We start from the raw sequence: 15039 nt of genomic DNA on the forward strand, positions 1-15039 counted from the left end.
CTCGGGTTGTCGCGCGGACGAGAGGGGAGGAATGGCGGGGTCACCGGTATGTGGATAGCATCTTCGCTGGGTATTTGTCGCGGGACGATCACTCCTCGAACTCTCGTTACTCTTCTCATCCATATTCCTGCTGCGCAGGTGAAAAGGGTGGATGTGCACTCGTTCAGTCGGCTGCGAGATTCGGCCGGCACTCGGCGTACGAAGCCGACTCCGCCCGGACGGTGGAGCGGTCTCGGATCGCTCCTGAGTACACGCAGCGTCGTCGGTCAGATGTTCGTACTTCAGGTCGCGATCGTCCTGCTCCTTGCGGTCGTGGCCGTCGTACTGCTGGTGATGACCGTGCAACGCGAGGCCACCCGTTCCGCAGCCGATCGGTCCTTCGCCGCCGCGGAGGTCTTCGCCCACGCTCCGGGAATCGTCACCGCCCTGAAATCACCCGATCCGACCGCCGAACTGCAGCCCCGGGCCGAAGAGGTGCGTGAGGCCGCCGATCTCGATTTCGTCGTCATCGTCGACAAGCAAGGAATCCGCTACACGCAGGCCGACCCCAGCCTGATCGGCGAACGCATCCCCGTCACTCAGGACCTCCAAGCACTGCGGGAAGGCCGCACCGTCAGGGGGCGCAACGAGACGGGGAGCCACACCGCGATGCGCACCTTCATGCCCATCAGGGACACCGACGGTTCTGTGATCGGCGGAGTCGCCGTCGGTGTCAGGGTGACGAGCATCAGCGCCGAAGCCATGAAGCAATTGCCCGCGCTGCTCGGTGTCACCGCCGCCGCCGTGATCGTCGGCACCGCCGGTGCTGTGGTGGTCAGCAGACGTCTGCTGCGCCAGACCCACGGTCTGGGTCCCGCCGAGATCACGCGCATGTACAGACATCACGACGCGGTCCTGCACGCGGCCCGGGAAGGCATCGCCATCGTGGACGCCGATCGCCGGTTGTTGCTGGTGAACGAGGAGGCGCAGCGGTTGCTCGACCTGCCTGCGGATGCCCAGGGCCACCGGGTGAGCGAGCTTCATCTTGCACCGCCCATTTCCGATCTGCTGGCATCCGGGCGGGAGGCCACCGATGAGGTCCACCTGTCCGAGGGCCGGGTGCTGGCAGTGAACCAAAGGCCCCTGGACGGGTACGACGGTGCGTCCGGGAGCGTCGCGACCCTGCGGGACTCCACAGAACTCAGCGCAGTTTCCGGCCGGGCGGAGGCAGCGCGGGAACGTCTGAACGTGCTGTACGGCGGGAGCATCGGCATCGGCACCACCCTGGACGTCACACGGACCGCGGAAGAACTGGCAGAGGCGGCCGTACCGGACTTCACCGACTACGTGACCGTCGACCTCGCAGAGCCGGTACTGCGGGGTGACGAACCGACCGGTGCGGAACGGTCTCTTCGCCGTGTTGCCGCTGCCGGCATCCGCAAGGACGCTCCGTTCACTCCCGTGGGCGAAAGCGTCGTGTTCGTTCCGCCGGAGTCCGGGGCGGGTGACCTGAAGACCGGCCGGGGACTGATCGATCCCGACCTGCGCGCTGTGGTGGGGCACGTGCCCGGACACGTGCCCGGCTTCGGTTTCCGGGATGTCGAGCGTGGGCGGCGCATCGTCGAGCACGGAATCCACTCGCTCATCACGGTCCCGCTGTGTGCTCGGGGTGTACTCCTGGGCGTCGCGGGCTTCTGGCGGGCGCACAAGCCCGAGCCCTTCGAGGAGGACGACCTCGAAGTGGCCCAGGAGCTGGCCACCCGGGCTGCGGTGGCCATCGACAACGCCCGCCGGTACACCCGTGAGCACTCCATGGCCGTGACGCTCCAGCGCAGTCTGCTCCCAGGTTCCCTTCCTGCCTCCAGTTTCGTGGAGGTGGCTCATCGCTACCTGCCCACGGAGTCCGGGGGCGTGGGCGGCGACTGGTTCGACGTCATTCCACTGCCGGGCGCGCGCGTGGCCCTGGTGGTCGGTGACGTCGTCGGCCACGGGCTGCACGCGGCAGCCACCATGGGCCGGCTGCGCACCGCGGTGCACAATCTGTCGGCGCTCGACCTGGCACCCGACGAACTCATGGCCCACCTGGACGAACTCGTCACCCGCATGGACGACAGCGAAGTGGGCGAGGACAGCGGCCAGAGTGTCAGCGGAGCCACCTGTCTGTACGCCATCTACGATCCCGCCTCCGGCCGGGCCGGCATGGTACGGGCAGGGCACCCGGGGCCGGTGCTGGTCCGCCCGGACGGTTCGGTACACCTGCCCGACGTGCCCGTCTCCCCGCCCCTGGGCCTGGGAGGCGCGGAACCCTTCGAGACCGCCGAGCTGCAGATCACCGAGGGAAGCCGGCTGGTGCTGTACACCGACGGTTTGCTCGAGAGGCCCGGGCACGACATCGACTTCGGCCTCGATCTGCTGCTCGACGCGCTGTCCGGCCATCCGGACCAGGACCCCGAGGAGACCTGCCGGGCCGTCATGGCCGCTGCGCTTCCCGTCGAACCCCGGGACGACGTCGCGCTGCTGGTGGCCCGTACCCGCATGCTCCCGCCGGATCAGATGGCTCAGTGGGAGGTCCCTCCCGACGCTGCGGCCGTGCCGCAGGTCCGTGCCGCGTGCGGGCGGCAGTTGCAAGCGTGGGGGCTCGACGACATCAGCTACGTCACGGAGCTGATCGTCTCGGAGCTGGTCACCAATGCCATCCGCTACGGGAGCCCGCCGGTCACCCTTCGCCTCCTGTACGACCGGACCCTGATCTGCGAGGTCGCCGACGGCAGCAGCACCTCACCGCATCTGCGCCGGGCGGCCACCACTGACGAGGGCGGGCGGGGCCTGTACCTCGTGGCCCGCCTCGCACAGCGCTGGGGGACGCGCTACCTGCCCCGCGGAAAGGTCATCTGGTCCGAGCAGGCCCTGGTCGACGGCACCGCGGAGCCCAGCGAGGACGCGACCGATGCCCTGCTGGACCAGTGGAGCGACGAAGTCCTCTGAGGAGGAAGCCGACCCGGTGCTTCGAGCGCTGCGACGGCTCCGTCAACGTCCCGGCACCGGCCAGTCGGAAAATGCCTGCGAGATTGCTGGGCATATTGTCAACAATCTTGTAGCGTGCGTCACGCCCCGGACCGGGGCCTTGGCGAAGCACTCGGTGCTCGATGAGGGGAGACCCATGCAGAGGCTCTCGGCGTCCGTCGGACGGGACGCGTTCACTCACCCGGCGGGTACAGGCACAGGACGCCCCGCGTTCCGAGGCCGCCTCCTCGGAAGCGTGGCGCTCGCGGGCTCCCTGGTGCTGGCGGCGGTCGCGGTGCCGACCTCCGTCGCCGGGGCGGCGCCCGCCGCCGGCCGCGGTCACGCCGTCGACCCGCAGGATGCCGCGCTGGACTTCGACTCGGCCGCGTACACGACGATCACCGTCGTGGTGGACGGCCGGCCGGTGAACGTGCGCTGGTACAAGGAGATCTGCTACGTCGCGAGCCCTGTCGCTGCGGCGGCCCAGCAGCCCGGCGGGCCCGGCGGCGGCACCACCACGATCCCCAACACCGCCTGCGGCTACCAGAGCATGAACGTCTTCGTCCCCGAAAGCGCCTTCGGCGACCAGCGGGCACCGATCTATTTCGCCGTCAACAACAGCGGCTGGAAAGCGAGTTACATACGGGCAAGCGTCAGCGCGGGCGCCTCCTACAACAGCGCGACGAGCAACGTCGGCGCCGCCCTGAAGGCGGGATACGTCTTCGTCGACGTCGCCAACCGCAGCCGTGGCCTGGTCGGCGCCGACGGCTCGGCCCCGGGCAAGGCTCCGGCGGCGGTGGCCGACGCCAAGGCCGCCGTACGCTACCTGCGCCTCAACGACGCCACGATGCCCGGCAGCGCGGAGCGGATCGTCGTCAACGGCACCAGCGGCGGCGGCGCCCTGGTGTCCATCCTGGGCGCGTCCGGCAACAGCGCCGAGTACCACCCCTACCTCGCCGCGATCGGCGCCGCCGGCATCGACGCCAAGGGCCGCAGCACCCTGCGGGACGACGTCTTCGCCGTCAACGCGTACTGCCCGATCACCGACCTCGGCAACGCCGACATCGCCTACGAGTGGCTGTACAGCGTCCTGGGCACCCGCGACGCCACCGGCTCGAACCCCTCGCCCGAGGACGCCGCCGCGATCGCGGAGCGGTTCGCCGCCTACGAGAGGAGCCTCGAACTGCGCAACCCCGATGGCTCCCGGCTCACCACCGCCACCCTGCTCGACACCATCAAGAAGGAGGTCGTCCGCTCCGCCGAGACCTACCTGAAGGCGGACCCCACCCACACGATCCCGCCGCTGGGCGGCACCTTTGAGATCACCTCCGGTGCCCCCGGGGGCACGCCCACCACCAAGTCGTACGTCAACGACTGGATCGACGTCGACACCGCCACCGGCACGGTGCGCTCCGTCGACATGACGAAGTACCTCGTCTTCGTCGCCACCCAGGCCACCCTGAAGACGACCCCCGCCTTCGACGCCGTGGGCGTCGACGGAAACACCACCAGCGGCACCGAGACCGACCTCTTCGGCCCGCCGACGCAGAAGTACCTCAACTACACCGAGTACAGCTGGAACCACAACGACGTCGCGGGCGACGGCAGCGGCCTCGACGACACCGGCCTGACCTGGAAGCGGTACACCGCGAAGAAGAGCACCACCGTCGACGACCAGGTCCACCTGATCAACCCGATGGACTTCGTCGGCACCGGTGCCGACACCGCCCCGAACTGGTACGTGCGTCACGGCACCCGCGACCGCGACACCGCGTTCACCGTCTCGGTCAACCTCGACCGTGCGCTCGCCGCGGACCCGCAGGTCGAGGACCTGGACTACCGGCTCGCCTGGAACCAGCCGCACGCCGGCAACTACGACGTGCCCGAAGCCATGGCCTGGATCGCCAGGGCCGTGCAGAAGGCCGGCGACCCGCTCGCCTCCCGGCACAAGGGATAGGACGGCGGTCCGCGGCGGCCAACGCCCAGACGCCGGTCGCGACCCGTCCGGTACGCTGCGGACACAGCCCTTGACCTGCACGGCAGGCAGGGAGCCGACAAAACTGGAGCTCCTTCATGTTTCGTACAGTCTTCAAGTCCAAGATCTAGCATCTGGGTGTTTTTGCAGGTCAGAGGCTTGATGACCCCGCTGAGGTCAGCAAACGGTCAGCATCAGGCGCGGGAGCGTCCCAGCTTGCTGACGGGTGGCCGCCATGATGGTTGACCTCGACAGGTCTCTTACTCCCACCAGGCCGCAGCCGGACCCGCCGTGGCGGCCCTCCGCGTGACCTGCTGCGTCATGATCACCCGCGCCCCGAGCGGGGCTGGTCCCGGGCCTGCAGGGCAGCCGGTTGCCGCGCCACCTGTGGGCCTGTACGGGTAGGCGATGATGCGCCAAGCGCCCACTGGGTGAGATGCCCGAGGGAAGGGCGGGCGCCCGCCCGACGTACGTACGTACGACAGGAGACCCCCGTATCCGCCATGCCGCCGCCTCCGAGCAGCGATACTGGATGCATGGACGCGACGATCACCGCCCCCCGCGCCGAGGTGCTGCGGGACCGCTACCGCAGCCGACTGCCCGAGCGCTTGCAGGAACTGACCGGCCCCGTCGAGGGCAACGTGGACCTGCCGCTCCACATCGTCTGGTCCGGACGGACGAGCTACAGCCTGGACCGTCCGAAGTCCCGCATGACGCTCTACCGGACCGTCCTCGCCGAAGGACTGCGAGAGGACCTGGTGACCCTCCTGCACCACCGGCTGCTCACCGAGCAGTGGCCCGTGCTGCGGCGCTTGATCAGCCCCTACATCCGCGAGGTCTGGGAGGACGCCTTCCCCGAGCTGCTCCGCACCGCTCCGGCCGACACGACCGCCGCGTGAAGCTCACTCCGCTCCACGAGCGTCTCCTCGCCGACATCCTCGACCTCGGCTCCCCCTACCCTCTGGTCCTCACCGGGGGATACGCCGTGCAGGCCCACGGCCTGGTCGAACGCTTCAGCCGTGACCTCGACGTCGCCACCGAGAACTCCGCTCCGATGGAGGAGATCGTCGCCTCACTCACAGCAGGGCTCAGCACGCGCGGATGGCGGACCACGCACGTCCAGACAGATGCGCTCAGCGGCCGGTTCCTCGTCACCGATCCGGACACCGGCGAGGAGTGTGAGGTCGACGTCCTCAAGGAGGCGTTCTGGGCTCCGCCCGCCCATACCCCCTACGGCCCCGTTCTTTCCCTCGACGACGTGATCGGCACCAAGGTCCGGGCCCTCGCCGACCGCGGCACCGTCCGCGACCTCATCGACGTCCAGGCTGCCTCCCGCCACCGCTCCACCGCCGACCTCGAATCCCTGGGCCGCCGTCGCGCCCACGACGAGTTCAGCCTCGAAGACCTCCGGGACCGGCTGATCGGCGCGGACTGGTACGAGGATGAGGACTACACCGCGTACGGGCTCACCTCTCGGCAGATCGAAGAACTCAAGGCGTGGGCGCTGGAGTGGGCGGAGGATCTGGGCGCGCGGATCCACGACGAGAACGCCTGAGAGGCGGTCATCGCGTCCATCCCCTCCACCGCCGTTGCAGCGAGAGCATGCGGTGTAGCCAGTAGGTTCCCACCCGGAGCCGTCCACGGTGGGTGGCTGCCCTGCACGACGGATGTGCATGGCGGCCGCGCGATACCCCGCAGTGGACTCACGGCGAAACCGGGCTGCGGTAACGGTCAAACACTGCACCCGCTCGCATTCCCAGGTCCAGTCCGGGCTTCAACGGTGGAACTCGGTAACGGCCACCTTGAAGAATTGGTCGGAAGGCTTCCGGCTGGATCCGCTGCCGTCCTTCGGGGCGGGTGAGCAAGACCATGCTCTGCATCGCCCGCGCCTACACCGTCACCGCGAGTCGAGGCCCACGCTGCTGGCCGTCATGTGGTTTGGTCGTCCGCCCAGAGGCCGTCTGGACGGAACTGTCGTCTCAGCGGTGCGTCAGCGAGCCGACGACGCGCAGGGTTCCTCGTTCTGCCCCGGCAACAGTCGCAGGGCAAAGACAGAGCCGTCGGCGTGGACTGAGACCGGACCGCCCCAGTCCTCGTCGATGGTGAGGCGGGGGCGGACATGGCGGGTCGCGTGGACGAGGGCGCGGTACTGCTCGATGTCGCCCCTGGCGAGGAGTCGGAAGACCCCCTCGTCCACACCGGAGAACGCCTCGACGCGGGGGCCGTTGAGGCGGAAGACGTGGTCGGTGCCGACGTACTCGTTGCCGAAGAGGGTGTGGGCGGCGTCCTGGACGCTCATGCTGGCCGCGTGTTCGAGACCGGTGTAGCGTTTGCGGCCCTGTCGGTCGGTCAGGTGGCGGGCGGTGGCGTGGCCGGAGCCGGTGAAGGCCATGAGGCCCGCCGCGGTGGTGTGGGCCAGGGACTCCTGGAACCAGGCGTAGTCCTTCGGCTGCACGTGGCAGCCCCGTACGGTCTCCGGTGCCAGCAGGCCCTCGGCCGGCGGATGGATGTCCGGCATCACGTTCGCCTGGAGGGGCGGGGCGTTCCGGTTCGCTTCCCGTCCCTCTGCCGGGGACAGCCGACCGCCACTGCCCGGCGCTTGGAGGGCGTAGACGGTCATCGTGCCGCCGTCCGTCGGAAGTTGTGTGCTGAACAGCAGGCCGGGAGTCTCGTTCCACGCGCCGATGTGGACCGCTTCAGCGTGGGCCGAGGCGGAGGCCAGCTGCTCGGCGGAAGTGGCGGAGTCGCTGTGGTTGCCCTTGCAGGCGAGGGGGATGGCGAGGGACGGCTCGCCCGGCCGCCAGACCTCGGCGAAGTACTGGGGACGATACCGGTACTTCACCTTCTCGCCCTTGTCTCTGCTGGTGAGGGCCCAGCCCGCGCGTAACGTCGTGTCTGCGGGGGCGATCGTCACCGAATGGTCGGGGAAACGGCTGCGCAGCATGTGCTCGCTAAGCGTGAGCGCGAAGCCGATGCCGAGTTCGCTGGACTGCAGCGACTTGTAGTGGTCCGCGATGCGGTGGCCTTCATCGGTGAGGCCGAGGAAGGAGTCACGACCGCCGGCCAGGGCCTGGGTGTACTTGAGTGCGCCCCAGTGCTCCGCCAGCCCCCGGCCCGCACCGCGCCACGACAGGGCAGTGGCCCGGGCGAGGGTGTGGAGCACGTCCCAGAGGGTCACTTCGAACTGCCGGGGTAGCTCTGTCGGCAGGATCGGGACGATGGCGGGCTTCCGGCGGAGCGGCTCGTCCTCGTTTTCCTTCCGCTTCTCGTCGTCCGCCGTGATGGCGGCCTTCACCTTCCCGATGAGAGCGTCGTCGGAGTGGACGGAGACGTTCGAGGGCCGGGTCAGGTCCTGGAGCACTTCCTCGGGCGGCTTCAACAGCTCTCCTTCACGGTGTGCGAGGGCGGTTCGCCATCGGCTGGACCGTACGGAAGGGAGGAGCGGCGCACGCAAGTGCGCAGGGGCGCGTGAGCTGGACTCTGGCCCGGGCGGTCCGGTGTCAGCGCCTTGGCCCCGCCTCACTCGCGAGGTCCACGCTGCCGAGGAGCCTCGGGCGGGCGGCAGGCAGCAAGCAGGTTTCCGTGCGGTCGAGCGCCGACCGGGTGATGACCAAAAGGAACAGTGTCCCACGAACCACAGCGATGTCGGGTGCCCGACTGGTCGGCGCGTGGACGCACGTCGTCCGTGTGTTGAGTGGTCTCCTGCACCTTTGATGGCTCATCAGGCAAGTCAGCATCCGGTCAGCATGAGTTGCTGAGCTCTCCCGGACAATTGCCCGAACAGGCGCCGGCGCGGCGCGAAAGCCCAGGCGTGAAGCTATCCCGTCCGAGCGGAGCAATAATCCTCACAATCCTCGACCGGCGTGTCCCGGTGTAAGGTCGAGACTGCCCTTGACCTGCATAATGCAGGCAGCGAGCCGTCTGACTATTTGGCGTCGCCGCAGGTCAGTTGGCATCACATGCCCCTCTCAGGTCAGCAAGATGGTCAGCATGCGTCCTGCCGTGCTTCCCCTTACTGACCTTCGACCTGCTCGCCCGCTGGTAGTACAGCGGGGTGCCCATGCTGACCTGGCAAGACGGCAGCCGGTGTGGCCTCCTGGCGTGAGCTGGTCCGGGAATGGTCCGGATCTTGGTGCGCGCTGGCCATCGCAGAACCACCCGGCGGGATAGAAGTGCGCGGGCGCGCTGCATGGCTGTACCCCTGCCCCGGTAGGCGTTCGACAGTGCTCCTGTCACCGCAGGTACCGTGCGCCTTCTGTGGATTGACGACATCCCGCCATTCCCAGACAAGCCTTGCCGTCCGGCGGCCAGGTGAAGCAGGCCGGACCGGTCAGCGTGTCACCGCCCAGGGCTGGTCGGGGGCAGGGCAGAGAACTAGGTTGTCAGTGAGACTGGCAGCGCTTGGGGGATATGTGGACGAGCGGGAGTTCAACGAGACCGTTGCCCGGCTGATCCGTGAGGCGCGGATACGGGCCGGGGTGACGCAGGAGTACGTAGGGCGTCAGGCGGGGCTGACGCGCGGTTCGATCACGAACATCGAGTCCGGAACCCAGACCCCACCTCTTTACCGGCTTGCTTTGATTGCCGCAGCGGTCAACGCGGACCCTGCCGACCTGCTTCCCTCGCTCCACTTGAACGAAGCGTCCGGACTTGCCGCGCGGCATGCCGCCGATGTTGCCGCAGTGTGGGCGCAGGCCTCGAAGAGGAGGGGTGCCCGTGGCGAAGGCTGACCTGGCGGCCCGCGGGCTGCTGCGGGAATTCCGGATTGACGCCCCGCCAGTCGACCCCTTCGCCCTGGCCGAACACCTCGGCGTCCTGGTCGTCCCGCAGCACATGGACGACGACGTCTCTGGCATGCTCCTGCGCAAGGATGGAGCCTGCGTCATCGGCGTCAACGAGGCGCACCCCTTCGAACGGCGGCGCTTCACGGTGGCGCACGAACTGGGGCACCTGCGCCTGCACGAAGGACGCCCGCTTATTCTGGACACCGACGCGCGCGTGAACTACCGCAACGCGGTCTCGAGCATGGCCACGGACCGCGAGGAGGTCGACGCCAACCGATTCGCTGCGGCGCTGCTGGCTCCGGAGGACATGGTCCGCCGGGCGGCACAGCACATTAGCTTCCGCACGACGGGCGACCTCGTGCGGGTCCTGGCCAAGCGTTTCCAGTTGAGTGAGGTGGCCATGACTTACCGCCTGATGAACCTCGGCATCGTCTCCGGTCCCGCTCACTGACACCATCTGTACCCGGCCGTCGGCCCGACCCTCTGCCGTGCGCTGCGCGTTCCCGGCGCCGCCTGCCACGCCCGATTGGGAACCGTGGCCCTCCTGCCCAGGTAGGCCGAAGGCTGAGGGGCAGGAGTCGAACCAACCACTGTCTGGCCCGCAGTGAGGGGTTGTCAGCCAGACTGACCTTCAAAAAGGGTATTGCGTGAGTGTCGCTGCGCGTGGTGTACTTGTTACCGCAGAGAGTGACGGGTCTCTGTGCATAACGGGTGGCTCCTGCTCGGCGTGAGGCTGACGGGATATTCCACCCCCGGGCAGTACCGAGTACGCGTGCCTGGCCACGATGGCTGGCATCGTCGTCCGGACTGCACCGGCTCCCCCCCCGATGGTCAGCCGTCACCCAAGGCCATCCGCTGATGCTGTGCATCGGCCGACCCTCTGCCCAGTGCCATGGCCGGCCCCCTCCGCGAGCCCACTCCAGGCCCCTCGCGCAAGCACGCACATGTGCGCACCCCCGCGCCCCATCGCGGGCAAGCCCACATGCCTTCGCGGTCCCTTCATGCCCCATTCCGTCACGTCTCCCGTCGGCATGCCCGCACACCCATTTCGTCACCCTGAGCCCTAAGCCGGCTCGCCGCAGAAAGGACTCCTCGCGATGCAGTGCCGCAAGAACTTCGACGCCTTCCTCAAGAACACCGTGAACCTCAGCCAGGCCAAGCTCACCCTCCTCGACGTACGCGTCGAGGCCATCTACCAGGCCCTAAAGGCCGACTCCGAACTCGGCTCGCTCATCCGCGGTAAGAAGCCTCAGGGTTCCTGGGCACAGCGCACCATCATCAACCCCGTCGGCGACAGCGAGTTCGACGCCGACTTCATGCTCCACCTCATGGAGAACACCGAGTGGGCCGACAGCCCCAAGACCTACATCGACAAGGTCTACGCCGCGCTCCACCGTCACAGCATCTACGGCGCCATGCCTCACACCCGCAAGTGCCGCTGCGTGCAGCTCAGCTACGCCAACTCCATGCACGTCGACATCGTCCCCTACCTTCAGCTGGCCGACGGCCGCGAGGTGATCGTCAACCGCGACGCCAACGCCTGGGAGCAGACCAACCCGGCCGGGTTTACCGCCTGGATGCAGAAGAAGGACGGCATCGCGAACAACAACCTGCGCAAGGTCATCCGCCTGATGAAGTACCTGCGCAACCACCGCGGCTCCTTCACCGGCACTCGCTCCATCATCCTTACCACCCTGCTCGGCGAACGCGTCGAGGAGATCAAGAAGCTCATGGACCCCGGCTGCTACAGCGACGTGCCCACTACCTTGCTCACCATCGTCGAGGACCTCGACCTATGGCTGCAGGAGCGCCCCTGCAAGCCCTCCATCGCCGACCCTTCCGGATCGGGCGTCACCTTCGACCACCGCTGGGACCAGACGACCTACAGCTATTTCCGGGCCCGAATCCACGCCCACGCCCGCGAGATCCGCGAAGCCTACGACGAGCCGGATTACGACCGCAGCGTGCGGCTGTGGCGCAAGCTGTTCGGCGACGCCTTCCCCAGCCAGCCGCGTGCTGCCGCCTCCCCCACACCCACGGTGGCCAAGTTCGCCACCCCGCTGCTCATCACCACGACCTCCCGCACCGGACGTGCCGGATGACCAAGCACAAGTCGCCCGCAGCCCGCCCCAGCCTCTCCCAGCGTCGCCTCTTGGAGGAGCTCACCGCGCTGGCGGCCGCGCACGAGCCGGACCTGCGCATCACCGGCCGCCCCCGTACCGACACTGACGGCCTGGTCACCATCCCCATCAGTGTCTGCACCGGCGGCATGCCGCATGCTCCAGGAGGACTGCAGCTCAAGGAGAGTGAGGACTTCCTCCTCACTCTGCCCGCCACCCCGATGATGCCGCCCCAGGTGCGCACCCCCCACATTCGGTTCGCCGGCACCCCGCACGTCCTGCAGGGTGATCGACTGTGCCTCTACCTCGACCCGGCCCGCGAATGGGACCCCGCTGCCGGAATCGCCCCCGTCATCAACCGCCTGTGGCAGTGGCTCACCGACGCCGCAGCCGGCAGGTTCGATCCCGCCACGGCGCTCTACCACCCCGTAGGCGGGGTCCTGCACCACACCCCGGGCACTCCCACCGTCGTCGTACGAGAACCTGTCTCCCACCGGTCGGCCACGGCATGGCTCACCCAGCGCACCACCGACCGGTTCGACCTGACCAGCGCCCCCGCAGACTCCCACAGCCACCGCACCCCGATCCTGCCAGCGGACGCGCTGCCCCTGGGCGCGGGCAGCACTTTTGCCGAACTCCTCACCCTCACCCACTCTGCCGCTGCCCACACCCCGCAACCGGCCGACGCCCCATCCCCGGCGCTGCTGACCGCACTCGCCGCCAGCGCCCTGCGTAACCCCGAAGGCACCGCCCAGTACTTCGTCCTCGCCGTCCGACACCCCGCCACACCCGCAGTGTCCCCCTTCCTCCTCGCCGGCCGCCTGCCGCCCCAGGCCGGCGACACGCTGCGCCGCCTCGCACGCCGCGCGACCCCCAGCCGCCTGGGCAGCCTGCCCGAGGACCTGGCCCACGCCCCCATCGCATGGTGTTACCTCTCCGACGAACGCGTCGAAGTCACCACCCGCCGTGACACCCTCCGCCCCGTCCGCGCCTTCCAGGACTGTCACATCCACATCTGGGGCTGCGGCGGCATCGGCTCCTGGGCAGCCGAGATGGTGGCCCGGGCCGGCGCCTCACATCTCACCCTCAGCGACCCCGGCCGTGTCACCGGCGGCCTGCTGGTGCGGCAGAACTACACCGAACACCACATCGGCATGACCAAGGCGACAGCACTGGCCTCCCACCTGCGGGCCATCCGTGACGACATCCGCATCGACATCGCCACCCCGCCCCCCGACCCCGCCCTCCTGACCGCCGCGGACCAAGCCGACCTCATCATCGACGCCACCGTCAGCATCACCGCCGGACGCTTCCTCGACCTCCTTGCCCAGCAGCCCCACCGCAAAGCCGTCCTGGCCCAGCTCGCCACGGACAGCCTCACCGCCAGCCTAGGAATCCTCACCATCGCCGCCCCCGGCACCCACACCCCCCTGTCCAGCATCGATCACACCGCTGGCGGCCACGTCCTTAACGCCCCGAACCTTGAGGCGTACCAAGCATTGTGGGCCGAACCCTCTCCGGACGACGAACTGCGCCCCACAAGAGGCTGCTCCACTCCCACATTCCACGGCTCCGCCGCCGACCTGATGGCAACCACCGCCACCCTGGTCACCCTGCTGGGCATCCAAATGCGCCACCCTGTATCCGGGACCCACCTGTGCGCCCAGCCCCACACCGGGACAGCCCCGGCACACCGCTTCATCCCTCACAGCGAGTAGGGAGCACTCCCCGCGTCTCTGGACCTGCGGCCCTGCATCCCCGGCAGGGCCGCCAGCCCCTTGAGGCTGCCCGGCGTCGGCAAGACCCGCACCCCCAGCGCCGCTCGGGCAGAACTCGGCATACCTGGCCGCGGCTACACACCTCCAAGCCCTGATGAGAAGGCGCTGCACGGCGCCGCACGGCGGGCCGCCGTGCGCAGGTCAGCCGGGAACCTGCCCCACCTCCAAGGTGGGCACGTAGCTGCCCGCCAAGCGCTCGTAGATCACGAGCTGCGGGTGCACCTGTGGATGGTGAGCACGGCCCAGGGCGATAGCCGCGGAGAGGGGAACGGCAGGCAGGACATGCAGGCGGCGCAGCGACTTAGCCTCCCTTTCCAGCCGCGCGAGAAGCGTCCGTAGCGTTTCCTCCATCTGTTGCAGTGACGCCCGGCACCGCAGTATGTCCGGACCGGCCTGCGTGCCCATCGGGCTGATCTCGTAGCGGCGCAGCGCCGAAAGGTCCCGCGGAACCTCCGAAGGCGCGATGATCCCGGAGATGTTCATCACGACGACAGCCTCGTCCCGGTCTTGCCCGGCCTGAACCGCATGCGCGGCGAACTCGGTCACCGGGCCGCTCTCGGCAGACCACACCCAGGACTGCTCGTGTCGGTGGCGTTGGTAGATGTGCGTCGGCACGGTGTCGTCCAAGAGCGACCCGAGATAGACCAGTAATGGCAGACGCGCGAATCCGAACACGCTCAGATGCTGCACGGATTCCCGCTCTATCCCTGGTCGCAGCCGGTTTCGGACCACGTCATCGATGACTTTGGTCGCCTGCCCATAGTAGTGACGGCTGGCCTCGGCGGCAGATTCCGCGTCCCAGGCAGCGGCTGCCTGCTCGCCGGGAATGTGCCGCAGATCTATCTCGACACCGTGCCGGGAGTAGGACTCCAGATACAAAGGAAACCGGCGGCCTGCCGTCACAGCGTCCGCAGCGGTCTCCCGCGACAGCTCAACGGCATTTCCGTGTACCGACCCCACCATCCGCACCACCGTGGTGGCCCTCTCCGGCCCCAACGCGGTCAAGTGCCTGACACGGTCCTCATGCTCCTGCTTCACACGGCGCAGCCACTCGACGGTGAAGACGTCCAGCGCGGCCTTCGCATCGATCTCCATATGTTGCTGGGCACACAGCAGCATCAGATTGTCCGCCTCATCCCGCAACGCCTTCTCCAACAGATCCCCGCCGCGCGGCGAGCGCGGATCAGTGCTCTGCCCAACGATGTGCGCAACCTCCCCCAAAGGAAGCGTCCGTCCCGACATCGCCCCCTCCAGCAGGTACGCGTTGCACAGCATGCACCTGCCTCCACTGCGCACCCACACGGCGAGAACCGCCTTGGATGAAAGACGGCTCCGTTTCCCATCGCTCCCGCTCATCAGCGCTGCCTCCATCCTTTCGCGACAGACCAGACGCTAGACGA

Annotated in this window: 10 protein-coding genes; 8 read left to right on the forward strand and 2 right to left on the reverse strand. The window is 68.4% G+C overall.

Annotated features, from left to right (window positions below; translation table 11 throughout):
* Positions 1–270: 270 nt before the first annotated feature.
* The 4 genes from ABS735_RS13085 to ABS735_RS13100 all read left to right on the forward strand — a co-directional run bounded on the left by ABS735_RS13085 (position 271) and on the right by ABS735_RS13100 (position 6512).
* Positions 271–2964, forward strand: a complete 2694-nt coding sequence (locus ABS735_RS13085; RefSeq protein WP_373906214.1) for a SpoIIE family protein phosphatase — start codon at positions 271–273, stop codon at positions 2962–2964.
* A gap of 274 nt (positions 2965–3238) precedes the next feature.
* Positions 3239–4939, forward strand: coding sequence for a subtype B tannase (locus ABS735_RS13090; protein ID WP_373905892.1), 1701 nt, complete (start codon positions 3239–3241; stop codon positions 4937–4939).
* Between the two features lie 554 nt (positions 4940–5493).
* Entirely contained in the window at positions 5494–5856 is a 363-nt protein-coding gene (locus ABS735_RS13095; protein WP_373905891.1) for a hypothetical protein, read from the forward strand.
* Positions 5853–6512, forward strand: a complete 660-nt coding sequence (locus ABS735_RS13100; RefSeq protein ID WP_373905890.1) for a nucleotidyl transferase AbiEii/AbiGii toxin family protein — start codon at positions 5853–5855, stop codon at positions 6510–6512. Before ABS735_RS13095 ends, ABS735_RS13100 begins: the two co-directional genes overlap by 4 nt.
* 435 nt (positions 6513–6947) lie before the next feature.
* Here the strand turns inward: ABS735_RS13100 and ABS735_RS13105 are convergent, their stop codons facing one another.
* The gene (locus tag ABS735_RS13105; RefSeq protein WP_373905889.1) at positions 6948–8336 is read right to left on the reverse strand and encodes a hypothetical protein; all 1389 of its coding nucleotides are present in this window, start codon (positions 8334–8336) and stop codon (positions 6948–6950) included.
* Between the two features lie 1033 nt (positions 8337–9369).
* On the opposite strand from ABS735_RS13105, the gene ABS735_RS13110 reads away from it, so the two are divergent.
* From ABS735_RS13110 to ABS735_RS13125, 4 genes are all read left to right on the forward strand, one after another.
* Positions 9370–9687: a helix-turn-helix domain-containing protein gene (locus tag ABS735_RS13110; RefSeq protein WP_263549472.1), complete on the forward strand. Its 318-nt coding sequence runs from the start codon at positions 9370–9372 to the stop codon at positions 9685–9687.
* On the forward strand, positions 9674–10192 hold the full coding sequence (locus ABS735_RS13115) for an ImmA/IrrE family metallo-endopeptidase (protein WP_263549473.1): 519 nt from the start codon (positions 9674–9676) through the stop codon (positions 10190–10192). The genes ABS735_RS13110 and ABS735_RS13115 overlap by 14 nt, the downstream gene beginning before the upstream one ends.
* Positions 10193–10838: 646 nt before the next feature.
* A complete protein-coding gene (locus tag ABS735_RS13120; RefSeq protein ID WP_373905888.1) occupies positions 10839–11843 on the forward strand; it encodes an SMODS domain-containing nucleotidyltransferase in 1005 nt (334 codons plus the stop codon).
* Complete coding sequence (locus ABS735_RS13125; protein WP_373905887.1) at positions 11840–13579, forward strand: ThiF family adenylyltransferase; 1740 nt, start codon at positions 11840–11842, stop codon at positions 13577–13579. The genes ABS735_RS13120 and ABS735_RS13125 overlap by 4 nt, the downstream gene beginning before the upstream one ends.
* A gap of 201 nt (positions 13580–13780) precedes the next feature.
* Here the strand turns inward: ABS735_RS13125 and ABS735_RS13130 are convergent, their stop codons facing one another.
* Entirely contained in the window at positions 13781–14914 is a 1134-nt protein-coding gene (locus ABS735_RS13130) for an SAVED domain-containing protein (protein ID WP_373905886.1), read from the reverse strand.
* Positions 14915–15039 lie beyond the last annotated feature (125 nt).

Origin of the sequence: Streptomyces sp. MMCC 100 (assembly GCF_041538145.2) — a bacterium.
GTDB lineage: Bacteria > Actinomycetota > Actinomycetes > Streptomycetales > Streptomycetaceae > Streptomyces.